Annotated in this window: 14 protein-coding genes; 8 read left to right on the forward strand and 6 right to left on the reverse strand. The window is 39.2% G+C overall.

Annotated features, from left to right (window positions below):
- Nucleotides 1–141 precede the first annotated feature (141 nt).
- The 6 genes from ydgH to PSI14_RS05360 all read left to right on the forward strand — a co-directional run bounded on the left by ydgH (nucleotide 142) and on the right by PSI14_RS05360 (nucleotide 9001).
- Nucleotides 142–1098 carry a DUF1471 family protein YdgH gene (ydgH, locus tag PSI14_RS05335; protein WP_273574827.1) on the forward strand — a complete coding sequence of 319 codons (957 nt, stop codon included), beginning with the start codon at nucleotides 142–144 and terminating at the stop codon, nucleotides 1096–1098.
- A 541-nt stretch (nucleotides 1099–1639) separates the two neighbouring features.
- Nucleotides 1640–3031, forward strand: a complete 1392-nt coding sequence (locus PSI14_RS05340) for a basic amino acid/polyamine antiporter (protein ID WP_273574828.1) — start codon at nucleotides 1640–1642, stop codon at nucleotides 3029–3031.
- 859 nt (nucleotides 3032–3890) lie between these two features.
- Nucleotides 3891–4421, forward strand: coding sequence for a fimbrial protein (locus PSI14_RS05345; protein ID WP_273574829.1), 531 nt, complete (start codon nucleotides 3891–3893; stop codon nucleotides 4419–4421).
- A gap of 181 nt (nucleotides 4422–4602) precedes the next feature.
- On the forward strand, nucleotides 4603–5289 hold the full coding sequence (locus PSI14_RS05350; protein WP_273574830.1) for a fimbrial biogenesis chaperone: 687 nt from the start codon (nucleotides 4603–4605) through the stop codon (nucleotides 5287–5289).
- A 98-nt stretch (nucleotides 5290–5387) separates the two neighbouring features.
- The gene (locus PSI14_RS05355; RefSeq protein WP_273574831.1) at nucleotides 5388–7949 is read left to right on the forward strand and encodes a fimbria/pilus outer membrane usher protein; all 2562 of its coding nucleotides are present in this window, start codon (nucleotides 5388–5390) and stop codon (nucleotides 7947–7949) included.
- A 53-nt stretch (nucleotides 7950–8002) separates the two neighbouring features.
- A complete protein-coding gene (locus PSI14_RS05360) occupies nucleotides 8003–9001 on the forward strand; it encodes a fimbrial protein (RefSeq protein WP_273574832.1) in 999 nt (332 codons plus the stop codon).
- A 256-nt stretch (nucleotides 9002–9257) separates the two neighbouring features.
- Here the strand turns inward: PSI14_RS05360 and hrpA are convergent, their stop codons facing one another.
- Nucleotides 9258–13172, reverse strand: coding sequence for an ATP-dependent RNA helicase HrpA (gene hrpA, locus PSI14_RS05365; RefSeq protein WP_370688817.1), 3915 nt, complete (start codon nucleotides 13170–13172; stop codon nucleotides 9258–9260).
- A gap of 415 nt (nucleotides 13173–13587) precedes the next feature.
- On the opposite strand from hrpA, the gene PSI14_RS05370 reads away from it, so the two are divergent.
- The gene (locus PSI14_RS05370) at nucleotides 13588–14226 is read left to right on the forward strand and encodes an FMN-dependent NADH-azoreductase (RefSeq protein WP_273574833.1); all 639 of its coding nucleotides are present in this window, start codon (nucleotides 13588–13590) and stop codon (nucleotides 14224–14226) included.
- Nucleotides 14227–14286: 60 nt separating this feature from the next.
- On the opposite strand, the gene PSI14_RS05375 is transcribed toward PSI14_RS05370, so the two are convergent.
- From PSI14_RS05375 to PSI14_RS05385, 3 genes are read right to left on the reverse strand one after another with little or no spacing between them, the layout of a single operon-like run.
- Complete coding sequence (locus tag PSI14_RS05375) at nucleotides 14287–14607, reverse strand: YdbL family probable chaperone protein (protein ID WP_273574834.1); 321 nt, start codon at nucleotides 14605–14607, stop codon at nucleotides 14287–14289.
- A gap of 10 nt (nucleotides 14608–14617) precedes the next feature.
- Nucleotides 14618–14803, reverse strand: a complete 186-nt coding sequence (locus PSI14_RS05380; protein ID WP_273574849.1) for a YnbE family lipoprotein — start codon at nucleotides 14801–14803, stop codon at nucleotides 14618–14620.
- 35 nt (nucleotides 14804–14838) lie between these two features.
- The gene (locus PSI14_RS05385) at nucleotides 14839–17475 is read right to left on the reverse strand and encodes a YdbH family protein (protein WP_273574835.1); all 2637 of its coding nucleotides are present in this window, start codon (nucleotides 17473–17475) and stop codon (nucleotides 14839–14841) included.
- Nucleotides 17476–17721: 246 nt separating this feature from the next.
- Here PSI14_RS05385 and PSI14_RS05390 point away from each other — a divergent pair, with 246 nt between their 5' ends.
- Nucleotides 17722–18717 carry a 2-hydroxyacid dehydrogenase gene (locus tag PSI14_RS05390; protein ID WP_273574837.1) on the forward strand — a complete coding sequence of 332 codons (996 nt, stop codon included), beginning with the start codon at nucleotides 17722–17724 and terminating at the stop codon, nucleotides 18715–18717.
- A gap of 506 nt (nucleotides 18718–19223) precedes the next feature.
- Here PSI14_RS05390 and ghoS read toward each other — a convergent pair.
- Nucleotides 19224–19535 (reverse strand): type V toxin-antitoxin system endoribonuclease antitoxin GhoS, encoded by a 312-nt coding sequence (ghoS, locus tag PSI14_RS05395; RefSeq protein ID WP_273554249.1) that lies wholly within the window; start codon nucleotides 19533–19535, stop codon nucleotides 19224–19226.
- A gap of 657 nt (nucleotides 19536–20192) precedes the next feature.
- A partial coding sequence (locus PSI14_RS05400; protein WP_273574850.1) for a tail fiber assembly protein occupies nucleotides 20193–20274 on the reverse strand: 82 nt, incomplete at its 5' end.

Genomic DNA, 20274 nt, shown 5'->3' on the forward strand with positions numbered 1-20274 from the left:
AAAATTGGTAATCGTTTCTTTAGAAGGCATAATTTCTTGCGACAATTAGCATTATTACATGTAATAATTGCGATCTATGTGATGCATAACAATGTTCAGCACGTTATAAATATTTTAATGCGTAAGGCGAAAGGATTTTTTATGAAGCTGAAGACAACGATCATCGCTACTGCGGTGTTCTCGTTAACTACTATTATTACTACTGCACATGCAGCTAAAGAATTGACTCCAGAACAAGCCGCAGAGCTTAAACCTTTTGAGCGGATCGCAGTCACTGGTCGTTTTAATGCAATCTATGAAGCTGCTGATGCGGTTTCCCGTCAGGCGGATAAAAAAGGCGCTGAGAGTTTTTATATTCAAAGTCTCGACGATCTCAATGGACGTGGTAATTTACGTGTTGTAGCCGATTTATACCACAAAGATGCGGAAAAAGCAGATAAAACACCTAATTATCGCATTTATCGTGGTATCAAAGAGTTACCTAAGACAGAAGCAACCACTTTGGAACCTTTCGATACTGTAACAGTAAATGGTTATTTCCCTACTGATCCTGATCTGAAAGAAGCCATTGCTAAAGCGGCGAAAAAGAAAGATGCGGCATCTTTCTTTATTGTTCGTGATATCGCACCAAATAATGGCGGCAACCAAATAGTCACAGCATATGTTTATAAAGAAGATGCGCCAAAACGTAAGGTTCAATCTAATAAAGCCGTGATTCCGGCCGATTCTGAATCAGGGCGCCAAGCTTTGGCACAAGGTGGAGAAGAAGCCAAGAAAGTCGAAATTCCAGGCATTGCTTCTTCAACTTCAACAAGCAATGTGGTTGGTCAATTTTTTGAAACCCAGTCATCAAAAGGTGGGCGTTACACGGTAACTTTACCTAATGGAACAAAAATTCAAGAGTTGAATAAGGCATCAGCAGCTCAGATGGTTCCATTTGACTCCATCACCTTCTCTGGTTATTACACTACCGCTCCTGAGGTTTCTTATCAGGTTGCTAAGCGAGCAGCAGAGAAAGGAGCAAAATACTACCATATCACTAGAGAATGGCAGTCTAATGGTGGTAACGTTACCATCAGTGCAGATTTATTCAAATAATCACAGTCTTGTAGTTCAGCAATTCATGAAAAAGGCATAAAAAACATTTGTGCCTTTTTTATTGGTTTTTTTGAGTATTTCATCCTCTATCTATAATACAAATTAACAATTAAATAACATTGTAATGCGTAGTAACTTGCAGATAATTCTCTGTCTAATCTTCTTTTAACTGATGTTAATTACATAATTGTTTATTATTCGTTTCATTTGCGTAAATTTAATATTTAGTATTATCAAAAGTGTTTATCTCGTAGTCATTTCTATGTTTATTAAGGTAATAGCACGCATTAGGAAAATTATCTTTAATTTGTTTTCTTATTGATAAACACAATTTTATGCATAAAATTTATGTTTTTTTGCATAGTCAACCATTGCATACAATCCTTTCACTCCGTAGAATCGCCCTGTTTTTTTAGATTTATCTACTAAATCTTTCCTGCAATCCATAGCATGGATGCAATAAATGTCCAATATGTGTTCGATATTCAGGACAAGTGTTCTGGCTAATCGTCTCGATTATATTATTTTTAGGAACGTATCTTTGGAAAAGAAATTAGGCCTTACGTCTCTGACAGCACTGGTACTCAGTTCTATGGTCGGTGCCGGCGTATTCAGTTTGCCGCAAAACATGGCACAGGTAGGTAGCCCTGCTGCATTAATGATTGGTTGGGGAATAACAGGCATAGGTATCCTCTTTTTAGCCACATCTTTACTTTTACTTTCACGACTTCGCCCTGATTTGGATAGCGGTATTTTTACTTATGCAAGAGAAGGTTTTGGAGAATTAGTTGGATTTTGCTCTGCATGGGGATATTGGTTCTGTGCCATTATTGCCAATGTTTCTTATTTGGTTATCGTCTTTGCCGCATTAAGTTTTTTCACTGATACTGAACACTCTGTAATCTTTGGTGATGGCAATACTTGGCAATCCTTGATAGGTGAATCCATCTTACTGTGGTTTGTTCACTGGCTGATACTGCGTGGTGTACAGACGGCCGCCGGAGTCAATCTACTGGCTACAATGGCAAAATTATTGCCATTAGGCATATTTATTATCTTAGCTGTCATCGCTTTCAAAATGGATGTGTTCTCTTTTGATTTCAGTGGCGTTGAAATGAGCGTTCCTGTCTGGCAGCAAGTTAAAGATACAATGTTAATTACGCTATGGGTTTTCATTGGTGTTGAAGGCGCAGTTGTTGTTTCAGCCAGAGCCAGAAAACGCAAGGATATTGGTATTGCAACCGTATTGGCTGTTACCTCTGCATTAGGGGTATATGTGCTTATTACACTGCTTTCATTAGGATTGGTTTCCAGACCTGAATTAGCAGCCATGCGCAATCCTTCAATGGCAACGCTGATGGTAGGATTAATGGGTTCTTCTGGTCAAATTGTGATTATTGCTGGTTTGATCATTTCTGTTTGTGGAGCTTATCTGAGTTGGACAATCATGGCGGCAGAAGTACCATTCATTGCTTCCTTACATGGTTCATTTCCCAAAGTATTCAAGAAACAAAACAGCAAAAAAGCACCTGAGTCATCACTTTGGATCACAAACAGCGCCATTCAACTTTCTTTGATTTTAATTTGGTTAAGCAGCTGTAATTACAATACATTACTTTCTATTGCGTCAGAAATGATTCTTGTGCCCTACTTTCTTGTTGGTGCATTTTTAATGAAGGTTGCTTTTCAACGTAGTAATCGTGCTTTACTTACTATTGCATTAGGTGCTTGTGTTTATGGATTATGGTTACTGTATGCTTCTGGTTTAATGAATCTTTTGCTGTCAGTTGTGCTATATGTTCCCGGATTGTTGGTTTTTTTGTATGCGCGTAAACAAGATCAGGAAAAATCCCCTTTAAATTTAATAGAAAAACTAGCCATGGTGGTTCTGTTTTTGATAGCGATTCCATCTATGTGGTTGTTAATACACTGATAATCATTCATATCATAACTAAGTGGATAGTTTAGTTAAGAGGAGAAGCGTATTTCTCCTCTTTCTTATTTAAGTTTCTTTATTAAGTAGATCAAGTGTTGTTTTTATTCAATTTGGTTTGTTATATGAAGTTTTGTAGTTAGGTGTTTTTGTTTTGATATTAATTATTATGTTGTAACTAAATAAAGAAACACAGATCATTACATGTTCAATACATAAGAATTAATTCTATTTTTATGGTAGTGGTATTTTTTGATGAAATGATAATTCTTCTGTGAATAAGTGCTTATTTGAAAAGTGTTAATAATACTAAGTTAACTTTATATGGATTAAAATTTCCTTAATTTGATTTAAGTGTGAATTTAACAACCAACATAATCAGAATAACTGATATAAAAACTATACCTATAAATATCCATCACAAACAAGTAACATTTAGTTAAAAATATAGTAAAAAACAAATCACAAATATATATGTGTCTTACATCACCTTTATTTTTACAGAACATTTTCAATTAATAGTAAATCTTATAAAACAGAATAAAAGTTCATTAGCATTCGAAAAAAACTACACTTTATGAATAACAATTCTATTAAATATAGCTTAACAGTTTAAAAACTCCGAATAATGAGATTAGTCAAATTATTATTTTAATCTTTGTTAATTACTCGCTACTATATTCTTCATCCTTATCCCTTGATAAGGTAATATGAACTGTTGTTATTTATTTGTTATTTTTTAAGCTGTAAACCTAAGCAATCCACTTGCTGTATTAATGTACGGCCTTAACATTAACTTAATAATTTATTTCTCTGCCGAATGCCGAATAAGTTCGTCTGAGATGGGATGTATTAAAAAATGAAAACAAAATTACTTATTTCATCTTTATTTGTATCATCTGTATTTATGTCCACAGCACACGCTGCCGATGGACAAATCAAGTTTACAGGAAAGATTACCGATACTGCGTGTAAGATAGATTCAAGCTCAGCTAATCAAACTGTAAATATGGGGACGATCAGTTCAAATGCATTCAATGGGGTTCATAGTACCTCTGCCCCTACCCGTTTTAGTATAAAATTGTCTGACTGCCCAGCAAATGTTAAACATGCGCAGGTCAAATTTGATGGGCAAACGGATAGAGCCAGTAATTATCTTTTAGCATTAAACAATAGTAATGGCGAAAGTGCTGCTCAAGGTGTTGCTATCGCTCTTTATGAAAATGACGGTAACTCAAAAATCAATATGGCTGAAAATTCTCGTTTTCAGAGATTGAGTGGTCAAAAGACCGATGAGATGAATTTTGTTGCCAAGTACATAGCAACAACTGATAAAGTGACTCCTGGTTCGGGTGATGCAGTAGCTAACTTTACTATTATCTATAACTAAGTTAACTATATAGCTAACATATTATTCAGTTAAAACAATATTAACTAAATTACCTATAACCAATGGAATTAATGGCAAGGAAGCCAAAACAATATATAGACAATCTAAAAAATGCCTGTTTGTTTATAACAATAAAAACAAAGTGCATTGGGAAAAAATTTTATTGTTTGGAGCAATCATTTTGAAATACTTTCGCATTTTGATTCTTATTCTCATCTATATTTTCAACACCAATATTGCTCTTGCGGGTGTTGTCATTGGTGGTACACGCGTTGTTTATATTAGTGATCAAAAAGAATCATCCATCTCTATTAACAATCCAGAAACTGATATTTCTTATCTCATTCAATCGTGGGTTCAAGGCGAACATGATGAAACTAAAGCGCCTTTTATTATCACTCCCCCGCTTTTTAAATTAACAGCTGGGAATGAGAACATTTTACGCATTGTTAAATCTGGAAATGATTTACCTAATGACAGAGAGTCTTTGTTCTGGCTTAACATCAAATCTATTCCTGCTACAACCAAGTCAGAACAAAACCAGTTGCAAATCACAGTGAAATCTCGGTTTAAATTATTCTATCGTCCAGCCAATTTAGCGGACAACGCCAGCATGGTTTATAAAGAACTGAAGTTCAAAACTGATGGACATAAACTGATCGCCGAAAACCCTACGCCCTACTATGTTTCTTTTTCTGAGCTATCTACCGGCAATGGTGTAAAAAATTATGAAATCCAATCCGCGGGAATGATTCCGCCTTTTGAACAAGCAAGTTGGGATGTTCCTATTAAAAATATCAATCAAGTGACCTGGAAAACGATTAATGATTTTGGCGGGGTAACGCCAGAAGAAAAACGCTTGTTCTGATCAAAAAATTATAAAATCTATATACCCACTATCGTTCAAGATACAGCTTGAACGATAGTGGGTATATCAAAATTAGAAAACTATCTTAGAAAAACATCATGGATAAATATCGTCATTATCTTCAACAAAACATTTCTGATAATTGGGTGTTATTTATCAAGCTAAGCTTACGCTATTTATACAGAAAATTTTTTATCTATATATTGTTAATCACATGGCTTTTGGTACATACCAATAAAGCTTATGCTGAAGAGTATTTCAATATCAATGCATTGGAAACCCACTCAGGATTTCCTAAAGATATTGATCTATCTGTTTTTACTCAAGATGATCAACAACCACCTGGGCGTTATTGGGTAGATATCTATCTAAACCGAGAAAAAATAGATACCGGAAATATTGATTTTGTTATTGTAAACAATAAACTTTTCCCCAAACTCAAGATACAGCAGCTCAAGGAAATGGGAGTAAATATTGACTCATTCCCATTATTGCGCGATCTGCAACAGGAGACAGAACTCACTGATCTTGGTCAGTATATTCCATCCGCATCGTCTTCTTTTGATTTTAAGCACCAACGGTTAAATATCAGTATTCCACAAGCTGCATTGAACTACCAAACCAGAGACTATGTTCCACCTCACTTATGGGAGCAGGGATTAACCTCTTTGTTGGTTAATTATAATTACAGTGGTTCTATGACTTGGCAGGATAATTCTTCTGGTTCGACGACGAATCATTTTTTTAATCTCAGAGCAGGTGCGAACTGGGATGCATGGCGTTTACGGAATTATTCTACCTATAGCAGTCAGAATAAAAAATGGCAAAGCCTCAATACTTATCTCCAACGAGATATACATGCATTAAAAAGCCAGTTGACACTAGGAGATAGTTATACACTTTCCCCTATTTTTGATAGCTTCCAATTTCGTGGAATACAGTTAGCTTCTGATGACAGTATGTTGCCTGATAGCATAAAAGGTTTCGCTCCGACAATTAGGGGAATTGCACAAAGTAATGCCCAAGTAACCATTAAACAAAATGGTTACATTATTTATGAAACCTATGTTTCTCCCGGGCCTTTCATTATTAACGATCTCTATCCAACCATCGCCACTGGCGATCTAGAAGTCATTGTCAAAGAAGCCGATGGAAAAGAACATCGTTCTGTGCAAACCTTTTCTACTGTACCTATTATGTTAAGGGAGAATGGCCTGCGTCATTCGCTGACTCTGGGAAAATATCACTCTAATTCTCAGCGTGGCAAAGAACCTTATTTTATGCAGGGTACGGTGATTTATGGTATTTCCAACCGTGTTACAGCATATGGTGGAACAACCTTCGCAAAGGACTATCAATCTATCGCTTTGGGGACAGGTTACAACCTTTCTGATTGGGGTTCTTTGTCCTTTGATGCAACTTATGCCAAAACTAATTTTATTTCTAACTTCAGTGGTTATGGGCAATCCTATCGTTTCCAATATGCCAAAGATATTTCTAAAACCAGCACTAACGTTACCTTAATGGGTTATCGTTATTCAACTCAAAATTTTTACGATTTCAAAGAAGCCAATGAATTAGATACAATTAATAATGGTCATTATAACGCCAATAAACGAAGTAAATTACAACTACACATCAACCAAAACCTGGGTGATTGGGGCAGCGTTTATATATCTGCTTTTCAACAAGATTATTGGTATCAAAAAGGTTATGAGAGGAATATCAGTGCTGGCTATGGTACGAATTACAATTCCATTAATTATAATCTGAACTATTCATACAGTGCCCTTCCCGGTTCAAATCGCAATGAGCAGATTGTATCATTCAGCATTCAAATCCCTCTTGAGCACTGGCTAAAAAACAACTGGACAAGCTATAACATGACCAGTAGTAAAAATAGTGATACTTCTCATCAGCTCAGTTTAAATGGTAGCGCTCTTGAAGATAACAGCCTGATTTATAACATTCAGCAAAGTTATTCCAATCACAATAAAACCAGTGGCGGAAGTATCAATGCCGAATATAAAGGAGCATTTAGTCAAATCAGCGCAGGTTACAATTATGACAAACACGCCAAGCAGCTGAATTATGGGTTAAATGGCGGGATAGTTGTCCATCCTTACGGAGTTACCCTTTCTCAATCTCTTGGTGATACGTTAGTGTTGGTGCGAGCCAATGGCGCTCAGGGAATTAAAGTACAAAACCATACCGGCATTAAAACTGACCGGAAGGGTTATGCCATTGTGCCTTATGTCAGCAGCTATCGAAAAAACCGTATTTCTCTGGATACACATTCAATGGGCAATAATGTTGATATTGATATCAACACACAAACCATTATCCCAACCCGCGGTTCACTAAGTCTGGCTAATTTCCAGACTCGCATCGGGCATCGTGTTTTGTTAACGCTTTCTCACAATGGTAAAGAGGTTCCATTTGGTGCAATAGCAACATTAGAGCAGAAAAATAATATAGATGAACCCAATAGCGCTATTGTCAGCAATGATGGGCAGGTTTATCTCAGTGGAATTCCCAAATCTGGCAACATATGGGTGAAGTGGGGGCATAAAGAAATACAAGAGTGCCGTGTCAATTATCGACTATCTGATGAAGAACCTGCGTCAGGTTTGTATATGGTTGAAACCTCTTGCGAATAACAAGGTCGGCACATTCATTTGATATGCAATTAAAAAATAGTGGAAATTATTCTATGGCCAACAAATTAAAATTATTATTGGCAAGTACATTTTTCATCGGCACGATGAGTAGCTTTGACAGTTTAGCGAATTATTATTGCCAATATCCTACGGGTTTTGTACCCGGCAGGACTCCGGTTTCTTTTGGTACAATTACGGTTCCTCGAAATCATCCTATCGGAACAACTATCAAAGAAATACGTCTGGATCAAGTGGATGAAAAAGGTAATATCGCTCTCTGTAATACTCCCACCCCCACAACTTGGGAGGCCCCCGATCTTGCACCTGCAAACTATAACTATGATGCTATTTATGAATCTGGTGTTCCGGGAGTTGGCATCCGTATTAATACATGGGCCCCGGGTTATGGTATTGATTGGCTACCCAGAACAGCGACCAATCCAGCCATTTGTCCGCTAACGCATCAATTGCAGCGAAAAACACAATATTGTGGTAAATCGTGGGGTTATTTAACGGTTCAATTAATCAAGATTGCGCCAATAACCGGTTCAGGCGCCGTCAGACGGATAAACCTAACTCATGCCAAATTAGGTTACGATACTCTTGTTCACACTTTCTATTTGTCGAATACATATATCATGACCAAAGGTTGTTCTCTCAGTCAAAAGGTGGTTTCAGTTGATATGGGAGATATTAAAAAAAATGATTTCCGAGGTATTAACAGTACGGCAGGCATGCGACATTTTAATATCAAAATAGAGTGTGATGCTGATATCAATGTTGGAGTAACTTTGGATGGAAACCCTGCAAGTTGGAATACTAAAAATATTTGGGCATTGGATTATAGTGACAACGTCACGGCAACAGGAGTCGGCTTGCAGATATTGTATCTAAATCGACCCGTATCAATGCACTCCCCGTTTGTATTTGGTTCCAGCCAGTCAGGTGGAAATATCGTAATTCCATTGCAAGCCCGTTATGTCCAGACAGGTGCGGAAATTACACCAGGCAAAGCAAATGCCACAGCAACAATTACGTTAACTTATCAATAAACACTTCTTTCCCTCCATAACAGTAATATTATTGTTATGGAGGGCTATTAGTTTTCTTTTTGTAATGTAGAGATTTTGGTTGATGTGTGTTGGTTTTTTGTTTTTGGGGTTGGGGTTAAAAAGTATGTTGTAACTAATCTAACAATAATTGAAAAAAGACGGGTAATAAAAATATTATCCGCCTTTTTTCAAACAAAGTTTTTAAGTAAAAATTCGCAATTAAGGTTGTAGTCTCTCGACTACAACCTTATACATATCACAATGTTATATTTTCCATTACCTGCAAAATACGCTTGTCTGATATTGGATACGCAGTACCCAGTTGTTGAGCAAACAAACTGATCCGAAGCTCTTCAATCATCCAACGAACTTCTCTTACTTCCGGCAATTGTTTCTGTTGGATTGAAAGTTTTACCAACCATTGTTGCCATTGACGCTGGATATTTTCAATCCGGATCATATGTGCCCTATCCTTATTAGAATCTATCGCCAATTTTTCCAATCGACGTTCGATTCCATTCAAATAACGCAGAACATCAGCCAAGCGTTTCCAACCGTGGGAAGTCACAAATCCATTAAAGACCAAACCGGAAATTTGTTCTTTAATATCCGATAATGCCAGTGCAAGAGAAATATCGACCCGCCCTTTCAGACGCTTATTGATATTAAAGACCGCTGTCAGGATCTGCTCTACTTGTTTGGCAATATCAACCACTGCATCATTCAAATCAGCGCGAACTTTATCCTGCAAACTGGAAAACGCCTGTTCACTCCATGCCGGGCCGCCATTTTCTGCAATCAACCTATCAACACCACAGGAAATACAATCATCAATCAAATCCAACACTTTTCCATATGGATTGAAATACAGCCCCAGTTTGGATTTGTTCGGTAATTTTTCATGCAGATATTTAATCGGGGATGGAATATTCAGTAATAGCAAGCGGCGTGTTCCTTCCCACATTGCATGCTGTTGTTCGGATTCAGTTTCGAACAATTTAATTCCAATACTATCCTTTTCATCCACCAACGCCGGAAATGCCTTAACGGAATAGCCCCCGCGCTTCTGCTCGTAGCAATCAGGCAATTCACCAAAACTCCAGATATGTAATCCACTTTGCTCTATGCCATCGTCTGCAACCGCCGAAAGTGTTTCCTGAACTTTTCCTTTCAATTTCAGTTTCAGTGCTGACAGATCTTTCCCTTCTGCCAACGGTTTATTTTTTTCACCTGTTCTTTTCTCTCCAAGAATGCGGAATGTGATCTTTAGATGTTCAGGGACTTGTTCCAACTGCCAGTCATCACGTGACACCGTCACTCCCGTCATGCGACGTAATTCTTTCTCAAGGCTGTCCAGTAAAGGAGCCTGAGGTTGTGTAACCCGCTCCAGAAATGCCTGCGCATAGTTAGGTGCCGGAACAAAATTACGACGTACTGGTTTTGGTAGTGATTTAATCAATGCAACAACCAATTCATGGCGAATGCCCGGAATCTGCCAATCAAATCCTTCATCCTTGACCTGATTCAATATCGGTAAAGGAATATGCACAGTAACGCCATCAGCATCAGTTCCCGGCTCAAATTGGTAACTCAAGCGGAATTTCAAGTTATCTTGATACCAATAATTCGGGTAATCCAATGCACTGACTTTGTTTGCATCTCCCTTGATCAACATACTCTTTTCAAAGTTGAGTAATTCCGGTTGATTTTGACTGGCAACTTTCCACCAGCGATCAAAGTGACGTGATGAAACAACATCTCTGCCAATTCGCTGATCATAAAAACTGAACAAAATTTCATCATCCACCAGAATATCCCGTCGACGAGATTTATGTTCCAGTTCTTCTACTTCTTCACGCAATTTCAAATTAGCACGGAAAAATGAATGGCGAGTTTGCCAGTCACCTTCTACCAAAGCATGACGGATAAACAATTCGCGGCACAACATAGGGTCTATTAGGCTGTAATTGACCAGTCGCCCTGTCACAATTGGCAGTCCATACAAGGTAACTTTTTCTGTTGCCATCACCGCTCCCTGAGATTTCTGCCAGTGCGGTTCACTATAGTGCTTTTTGATTAGATGGGCAGCCAATGGCTCTACCCATTCTGGTTCGATCCGTGCAGCAATACGTCCCCACAGGCGGCTGGTTTCCACTAATTCAGCAACCATCCCCCATTTAGGTGGCTTTTTAAATAATCCGGAACCAGGAAAAACAGAAAAACGGGCATTGCGTGCACCGGTATATTCCTGTTTATCCGTATCTTTCTGACCAATATGGGATAATAACCCTGTCAGCAAGGCAGTATGGATACTGCGATAATCGGCTTCCTGACTGTTGATCGGTAAACCAATTTCTTTCACAACTTGCCTGAGCTGAGTGTAAATATCCTGCCATTCTCTAACACGAAGATAGTTCAGATAATCTTGACGACAAATTTTGCGGAATTGAGAACTGGAAAGCGCTTTTTGCTGTTCTACCAGAAAATCCCACAATCTCAAGAAAGCGATGAAATCTGAATCCTTGTCCGCAAAACGGCGATGTTTTTCATCAGAAGCCTGTTGTTTTTCCAACGGCCTTTCCCGTGGATCTTGAATCGATAGTGCTGAAGTAATCACCATCACTTCGCGAACGCAACCATGGACCTTGGCTTCCAGTACCATGCGAGCCAGCCGGGGATCGATAGGTAACTGGGCCAATTGCCGTCCCATAGGGGTCAAGCGATAAGTCGCATCTGACAATGACTCTGGATCAATAGCTCCCAGCTCTTCCAACAGACGAACACCATCTTGAATATTGCGTTTATCCGGTGCTTCAACAAAGGGGAATGCGCTGACATCTCCCAAACCAATAGAAGTCATTTGCAAGATAACGGAAGCCAGATTGGTACGCAGGATCTCAGGATCAGTGAATTCTGGGCGTGATAAAAAATCATCTTCCGAATAAAGGCGAATACAAATCCCGTCTGAAACACGGCCACAACGCCCTTTTCGCTGGTTGGCAGATGCCTGCGATATAGGTTCTATTGGCAAGCGTTGTACTTTGGTTCGATAGCTGTATCGGCTAATGCGAGCAAAACCTGTATCGATCACGTATTTGATGCCAGGCACAGTCAATGATGTTTCCGCCACGTTAGTTGCCAAAATAATACGACGACCAACATGAGGCTGAAAAATTCTGTTCTGTTCGCTATTAGATAATCGAGCAAAAAGTGGCAGAATTTCGGTATGCAGGAAATTTTGTTTATTAAGTGCATCCGCCGTATCACGAATTTCTCGTTCACCACTCATGAACACCAGTATGTCACCTGAGCTTTCACGTCCCAATTCATCTACTGCGTCAATGATAGCTTCAAGCTGATCCCGATCATTATCATCACCAGCCACGGGACGATAGCGCACTTCAACCGGGTAAGTACGCCCAGAGACTTCAATAATCGGTGCATTACTAAAATGGCGGGAGAAACGTTCAGGATCAATGGTGGCAGAGGTAATTATGACTTTCAGATCAGGACGCTTTGGTAGTAATTGACGCAGGTAACCGAGAATAAAATCGATATTTAAGCTGCGTTCATGTGCTTCATCGATAATTAACGTATCGTATTGCAATAATAAACGATCTTGTTGCAATTCTGCCAACAAAATACCGTCAGTCATCAACTTGACCAAAGTGTTTTCACTGACCTGATCATTAAAACGAACTTTATAACCGACCGTCGAGCCAAGTGCTGTTTCCAATTCATCCGCAATGCGATTGGCAACTGAACGTGCCGCCAAACGACGGGGTTGGGTATGGCCGATCAGCCCTTTGACTCCTCTTCCCAATTCAAGGCAGATTTTTGGGATCTGGGTCGTTTTACCCGAACCGGTTTCCCCGGCAATGATAACAACCTGATTATCCCTAATGGCTTTATAGATATTGTCTTTTTTCTGGCTGACCGGTAGATTTTCAGGATATTGAATCGAAGGACATGCGGCCTGACGATTTATGACTTTCTGTTTTGCAGTAGCAATATCCGCAGCAATCGATTGTGCTACAGCCTGCAAGGAGACTTGATTCTTTATTTTTGCTGCTCCATGCAGACGTTTTCTTAAACGGAACTGATCGCGCAGCGATGTGTGATCAAGTTCAGCGAATAGTTCAGCAAATGGTACTGTCAAAGGTGATTCCACGTGATAAATCCTTGTGACGTTTTTAACTGAGTAGCGCTGTCTTTGCAGGCTCAGAGGATAGTTTTTTATGATTTAACTATTAGAAGTGTAACATATCTTATGCAATTCCATGTACTCCATACATATCCTTCACTTCGTCAATTTATCGCTTTATTGGCTGTAAATCCGATTCCAGTACTGGATAGTGAATGTTTCAGAATATCGCACCCAAAAGATGTTATCTGCCTGTAATGATGATGTGCTTCCTGCATTGCTTCAATGAATTTGAATGAATATCTCAAAATATTGAGCTGTTGACTGAACAACTCTCTATATAAAATATGGTGCATAAGCAATATTATCAATGAAGTTATCAGTATTTCAGCTCAATCGAGTTGCAAATAGCTAGAATTGTAAATAAATAAGGAAGTAAAGAATGAGTAAAGTACTGGTTCTGAAATCCAGCATCCTGACGCAATATTCCCAAAGCAGCCAACTGGCCAACTATTTTGTTGAAAAGTGGTTAGCCGATCATTCAGAGAACAATATCACTATACGCGATCTGGCTGAAAAACCAGTTCCAGTACTAGATGGAGAATTAGTCAATGCCTTGCGCCCAAACGGTTCTGAATTGACAGAGCGCCAACAATCAGCATTGGCACTGTCAGATGAGCTGATTGCAGAATTACAAGCACACGATGTTATTGTAATCACCGCACCAATGTATAACTTTACTATCCCTACTCAACTAAAAGCCTATTTTGATCTGATTGCCCGTGCCGGTGTGACTTTCCGTTACACTGAAACAGGCCCTGAAGGGCTGTTGAAAGGCAAACGTGCTATTATTTTAACCAGCCGTGGTGGCATCCACAAAGACAGCCAAACGGATGTGATGACACCATACTTACGTATTTTCCTTGGATTTATCGGTATTACAGATGTGGAATTTGTATTTGCTGAAGGTCTGGCTATGGGTACAGAATCCGCCAATCAAGCACATCAAGATGCCCATAACGTAATGAATGGGATCATAAAAAAAATAACACAAAGACAGCTCGAAGAAGTCGTTGATTAATAAAGATCATTTTAACAAAAATGTTATTTAATAAAGAAATAAGCGCGCCACATAACGCGCTTATTTCTGCACCCAGTTACCATTAATGCCGAGTACATATTCTCCTGAAACAGCACGGCTTACCAATTTTTCTCCCGCTATTTTTGCGACTTGCTCTGTCGTCATGTTATTTTGAGCCGCGATCTCAGCATATTTCTTTTTACGATCATCGTTAATTTTTTTAACCATTGATTGAGCATCTTGGGTATTTTTTACTGGTGCCAAATAGCCACTGAATGTCTCCCCCACCAGCCTTTGTTGTTTTGCTTCATTCAGCGTCATGCCCACAGCAAAAGAGCTGAACAGCAAATTCAACAAAAGTATCACTCCGACTTTTTTCATATTCTAGCCCTTAGAATAAGTTAGAGTTATTTTTAAGCATATCTTCAATTTGCCTATCGACCTTAATATGAATTTCATGCTCAATTTTTACGTTCATGTTTATATTGATAGGCTTATCCGGTGTCGCTACTTCCAGTCTGACACAACCCACCAATGCCATATTGAGTAAAGCCATACTGACCAACATCACACTCATTTTGAGTGTCGGCAACTTGCATCCAAAATTCATTGTCATTTATTACTCCCGTTCATTACAGATATATTTTTCTGTAACCATTCTTCCAGATTACTGCCAAAACGTAGGCTACGCCATAACTGAAAAATATTCTCCTCATGATGATAATTCAGCCTGACTTCACGTTTTTTATCTACCACGGGATTCACTCCACTAATTTCTGAATGCAGTGTCAAGATCCCTAAATTATCGAGGGTAACATAAGCTTTTAAACGACTGATCTCCAAATAACGCAGCCAATCCATTGCCATACCTGCTGATAAGTCATTATTCCCTATAGAGTCAACTGTATCCTTATCCAATCTCAGTGTCAGATAACCTTCATTGGATGCCCATCCTCGCGGAATAATCCAACGTTTATCATTTAATAATACAGGTAATTCACCACTAATCCGCCCTGACATCGCCATTTGTTTAACTTTTAATACGCCAATTAACTTACTCAAATTCAGTTTATTAAACCGTAATACAGCGGCTTCTTTTTGTGGGATCTGCAATCGCTCTATATCTAATTTACCATCCAGTATATCTACATTCACATTGGTCAACTTCAATGGCTGATTACCAGTTGGCGGATAGTAGCCCAATAGATCGGCGGCCACATTTTGCATCTCAAACAATCCCTTAATTGTTTTGATCCGCAATTGGGCGGGAGATACCAGTCCTAATTGCCATGTGTGCTTCTGTAAACGCCAGGGCAAAATAAAATTGAGGCCATCAACTTCTCCATTTTTCAGCCACATACCTGCATTCTTTACCACCCAATGACCACCAGCATACAATCCCTGCCCCTTTGCTGCCGAAAAAGCAGCTTGGGCATAAATATTTCCACCACGCACGGTAATACCTAAATCTGGCGGAATCAAAGATTGAAAGGCTAATAAAGATTGTCTCGGCCAATGAGCTTTTCCTCTCAATCGTTCCCCATCCCAACGGCCATAAAATGGAATGGGACCAATGCCCTTGGAATACAGCTTGCCATTCAGAATAAAATTATTCGGGGATTCGCCTGCAATCGTGGTATTAAAATCAAAAGAAGGAAGAAAGCTTCCAGAGTGAAATTCTGTTTTCTGAACAGATAACTGAAAATCTCCGGTTAAGTTGCGGCGATTTGCCGCACGCTCCCAAATTAACGGTTTGGTCAGTTTTAAACGCGGTACTTGCATCTTCACGAGACCATACTGAATAAGATCAAAACCGGTATTTAATTCATCTACCGTTATCTGTGATTGGTTCCAACTTCCTTTACCCGCGATATCCCATTTGGCTTGCAACGGAGGTAAGTTTCCACCTCCCCAATAACGCCAATTCCAATTTCCCTGATCGGGTATAAAATCTTTTGCGGAACCATCCATATGGAGTTTAAATTTCCCCCAATAACTGTCTTGTGCCGTCAAAATGGCCTGAAGGCGGCCAGTAAAGCCATTACGAGTTAAATAAGTCCCCGCCAAAGGGAGTCGGGCTTCTTTAACAGTAAATGTTTCACTGACTTTTCCCCATGCCCTAAATAAAGCGCCTGAACGAAAAGTAATTTTGGGGTCGACTAAAGGCCCTGTGACAACAGCAGGTAATGACATGGCCATAACCATCTGACCACTATTCATTTGCCCAGTTAACTGAAATGGAATATGCGCGTTAGCTATATTGATTAGTGTCGGTTTTACAGAAAGAACAATATTGCCTTTACCCTGATCATTTCGGGTGAGCAGATTAATACGCCCACTGACAAACATACCAGGCAAGCCTTTTTTCCATTGTTCAAGCGTAATATTCACCCCACCAGATAATACTTGGTTAGTCTCGAACCATTGCCATTTACCATTAATTATCTGGAACTGCGATTCGTCGAATGACCAGGGTAATTCTGCCAACATCTGCTTATTTTTTTCTTCAATAACAGTAAGCCGCCCACTCTGTCCCTGCCACTTCAATGCCAGTTGCAATGGTTCTGGGTATTGGCTCAGAGATAAGCGCGTTATAATTTGGCCTTGCTCTGGCAGCGTTGCAATATTCAAGGGCAATGTAATATTGCCATTCAGAGAAATCACCTGTTCAGGTAATTTGATAAAAAAACGCTGAATAACGAGATCTTGTTTATCTGTAATATGTGCATTGAGTTCTAATTTTTCGCCTTGATAAGAGAATATTTGCCCCTGAGGTGATGAACTGAATTGGAATTTGCCAGCAAACTCCGTCCAAGGCGTGAGAGCCAGACGATCAACGGCAAGATTAATCGAAGGTATCGCAGATAATATCTCTTGAACAGATAATGGTGTTGATTGCTCTTCCCCAACAGGTAATTGCGCTAAACACTGACTCTGACTATCAATATTGGCAGCATGAATATTCCAGTAGCGATCTTCACTATTTTCCTTGGATATTTCCCTGAATAAATACGCTACAGACACCCCTGAGACATTGATCCACTCACACTCTTTTGCCTTTAATGACAATTCATCTAACCATAATGCATTCTTTGTCCATCGAGGCTGACTCAAAGAAAGAGTGACTCCCTGTGGTAACCAATGACTGGCAATCAATGGCAACCAACGTGGAAGTGTATACCATCCAGACAACACCGATAAAGCCAGCAGTATCACCACCACTGCAAACACTTTGAGTATTTTTGCCATTAAATCCTTATTCCTTCTTTATCAACCTGAGAACAACTTCCTGTTATGATAATCTCATATCAGGCTCTAAGCCGGTTTATTATATAAGCTATTGCTATGAATAGCTTATCAGGCGATTTATTCGAGTATAGCGAAAGATTAACGCTTAGAACCTTCAAAAGACGTCATTATTGCAGGCAATGCAGCAAAGTGAATTAAATGAATGGCTCGAATGATTTTTAGTTACTGCATGGTGGAGATGTTGTTATGAAATTAGTTGTTTACAGTACAAAGCAGTATGACCGTAAACATTTTGAAATGCTCAACCAAAAACTTGGTCTTGACTATCATATCGAGTTTTTTGATTTTCCCTTAAGTCCACAAACCGCCAAAAATGCCGTTGATGCGGATGCTGTTTGTATCTTTGTCAATGATGATGGCGGACGCGAAGTGCTGCAAGAATTGGCAGAGATGAACATCAAAGTCTTGGCACTACGCTGTGCCGGATTTAACAATGTTGATCTGGATGCAGCGAAAGAATTAGGCATTCAAATTGTTCGAGTACCTGCCTATTCTCCTGAATCTGTTGCCGAACACACGGTTGGGTTAATGTTATGCCTTAACCGACGTATTCACCGTGCTTACCAACGCACCCGCGATGCCAATTTTTCCCTTGAAGGATTAACCGGTTTCAACATGTATCAACGTACTGCGGGCATCATCGGAACGGGGAAAATCGGTCTTGCAACTTTACGGATTCTGAAAGGTTTCGGTATGCGTTTACTGGCACATGATCCCTACCCCAATCCTGAAGCCTTGAGTATGGAGGTAGAATATGTGGACTTAGATACCTTATATGCTGAATCTGATGTGATCTCCCTGCATTGCCCCATGACACCAGAAAATTATCATTTATTGAATGAAACAGCATTCAGCAAAATGAAAGATGGCGTGATGATCATCAATACCAGCCGAGGCGCTTTAATTGATTCCATTGCAGCCATTAATGCGCTGAAACAACAAAAAATTGGGGCGCTTGGCATGGATGTTTATGAAAACGAAAGAGATTTATTCTTTGAAGACAAATCAAATGATGTTATTCAAGATGATATCTTCCGCCGCTTGTCTTCTTGCCATAATGTCCTGTTTACTGGTCATCAAGCATTCTTAACCGAAGAGGCATTAACCAGTATCAGTGAAACGACTTTGCAAAATATTCAGCAATTAATTTCCGGTGAGGCTTGTCCGAATATTGTTGAATAATCTTCAATATTTGGAAACAGTATGTGACAGATTGCCCAGTATCAACTGGGTAATCGAAGAATACCAACAAATTCAAACAATAAAACCCCGCCAAGGCGAGGTTTAGGGTTAATTTTCTCTCGTATTCTTATGACAACATAATCCCAATCATTAATGTTACAGTAATCCAAACCCCTACAAACGTTACATAGCTTATCCATCTGTTATTCATTTTGCTTTCCCTCATTATCAAACAAACGTCCATAGCTGCACGGTAGTGGCCTTAACTGTCTGACATAGAGAAACTACAAACAGTAGTTCATATATATTGGGTATACAGCATAAGTTCCATTCTAATCTTTATTACAACAGGTATAAAATTAGCCAATGTATTGTAATCATAAGACAATGTTTAGGTAATATAGGTAATAAATGATTTCATTTAGGATTGTTTTTTTCGATTCAATATACAAGCTATGGCAATAAAAAACCCCACAAAGCGAGGTTTCTCTCAGTGTCTCAATAAATCACTCACCTGAACCGGATTCAGTACGCTGTTTTTCGGGATATAACGATGCACTCCAGTTACTGTAGGTACAGACGAATATCGAAGGATCTCTGTTTGAAAATGGCGTAGCCATAGATTTGATTTTTTCCGCCAACTCAATCGATTCCATCGTCGAATTTCCGATATAAGTCCCACTAGGCAGGTGATGCCATTTCCCGTTAGGAAAACGGATAGATTGACTGAATTGATTCGCCGTCATCCTTTTATGTAGTTTTTCATAACCGTCAGAACCTGTGCCATAAAGTTCCACGCGAATCAAATAACTTGCCATTTTTCTTTCCTTGTTTTGACTATTGCCTTGTTATGACTATTGAACAAACAAGTTATCAGTTTTTCTTTACTATTTAAAGTCAGAAAAACGAGAGAAAAATCCGATATTTATAGCAATTTCAGCGCTAGCGTTCTAATGCCGCTAGAATTAATATTCTATACCCAATGGATCTCAAGATACGTCGCAGCGGCAAATAATAAATTAAATCAAGTATGGAATAGGTAATCTTTGAAAAAGTGCCATCAAGAGTAACCTTTTTGTTCTTCTTCATAGCACTTTTCAGTTTATTAGCAGCAAAGTCCCTTTTAGATCAACTAATTTATATCAAAAAACAAAATAACTATTCTGGTCTGTTTAAAATAACCCCCACCTCGAACCATATGGAGTAAAATTCATGTTGAAGTAAGCAGTAATCAGAATTAAGGCAATGCATTACCGCAAGATAACTTATACCTTAAGTGGTTTTAAGTTGTTTTGCGGTAATTTTTTGCCCCATCTGTGCCCCAAAAGCTAACCATTAAATATCAATATCAGTTGCAACCTCTACAACCCCCTGCCTCACATTCCACACCGAATCTTCCGGCATCTGGACGCGGACAGAAATAGACCGACCGACAGGGATATCAATTGGATATCAGGGGCATTGTGCCCCTGTCATCACTTTGGCTGCTCAGGCCACTCGATATCGGGTGCAGTAGCACAATCCACCCGATTGAGTAATACCCGATATTTGCGCCAT

It is taken from the genome of Xenorhabdus anantnagensis, assembly GCF_028598555.1.
GTDB classification, from domain to species: Bacteria; Pseudomonadota; Gammaproteobacteria; order Enterobacterales; family Enterobacteriaceae; genus Xenorhabdus; species Xenorhabdus anantnagensis.

Bases quoted from the DNA above. Each gene is read 5' to 3' on its own strand.
- ydgH (WP_273574827.1), top strand. From the start codon at position 142: ATGAAGCTGAAGACAACGATCATCGCTACTGCGGTGTTCTCGTTAACT.
- PSI14_RS05345 (WP_273574829.1), top strand. From the start codon at position 3,891: ATGAAAACAAAATTACTTATTTCATCTTTATTTGTATCATCTGTATTT.
- PSI14_RS05355 (WP_273574831.1), top strand. From the start codon at position 5,388: ATGGATAAATATCGTCATTATCTTCAACAAAACATTTCTGATAATTGG.
- PSI14_RS05360 (WP_273574832.1), top strand. From the start codon at position 8,003: ATGGCCAACAAATTAAAATTATTATTGGCAAGTACATTTTTCATCGGC.
- PSI14_RS05370 (WP_273574833.1), top strand. From the start codon at position 13,588: ATGAGTAAAGTACTGGTTCTGAAATCCAGCATCCTGACGCAATATTCC.
- PSI14_RS05375 (WP_273574834.1), bottom strand. From the start codon at position 14,607: ATGAAAAAAGTCGGAGTGATACTTTTGTTGAATTTGCTGTTCAGCTCT.
- PSI14_RS05380 (WP_273574849.1), bottom strand. From the start codon at position 14,803: ATGAGTGTGATGTTGGTCAGTATGGCTTTACTCAATATGGCATTGGTG.
- PSI14_RS05385 (WP_273574835.1), bottom strand. From the start codon at position 17,475: ATGGCAAAAATACTCAAAGTGTTTGCAGTGGTGGTGATACTGCTGGCT.
- PSI14_RS05390 (WP_273574837.1), top strand. From the start codon at position 17,722: ATGAAATTAGTTGTTTACAGTACAAAGCAGTATGACCGTAAACATTTT.
- ghoS (WP_273554249.1), bottom strand. From the start codon at position 19,535: ATGGCAAGTTATTTGATTCGCGTGGAACTTTATGGCACAGGTTCTGAC.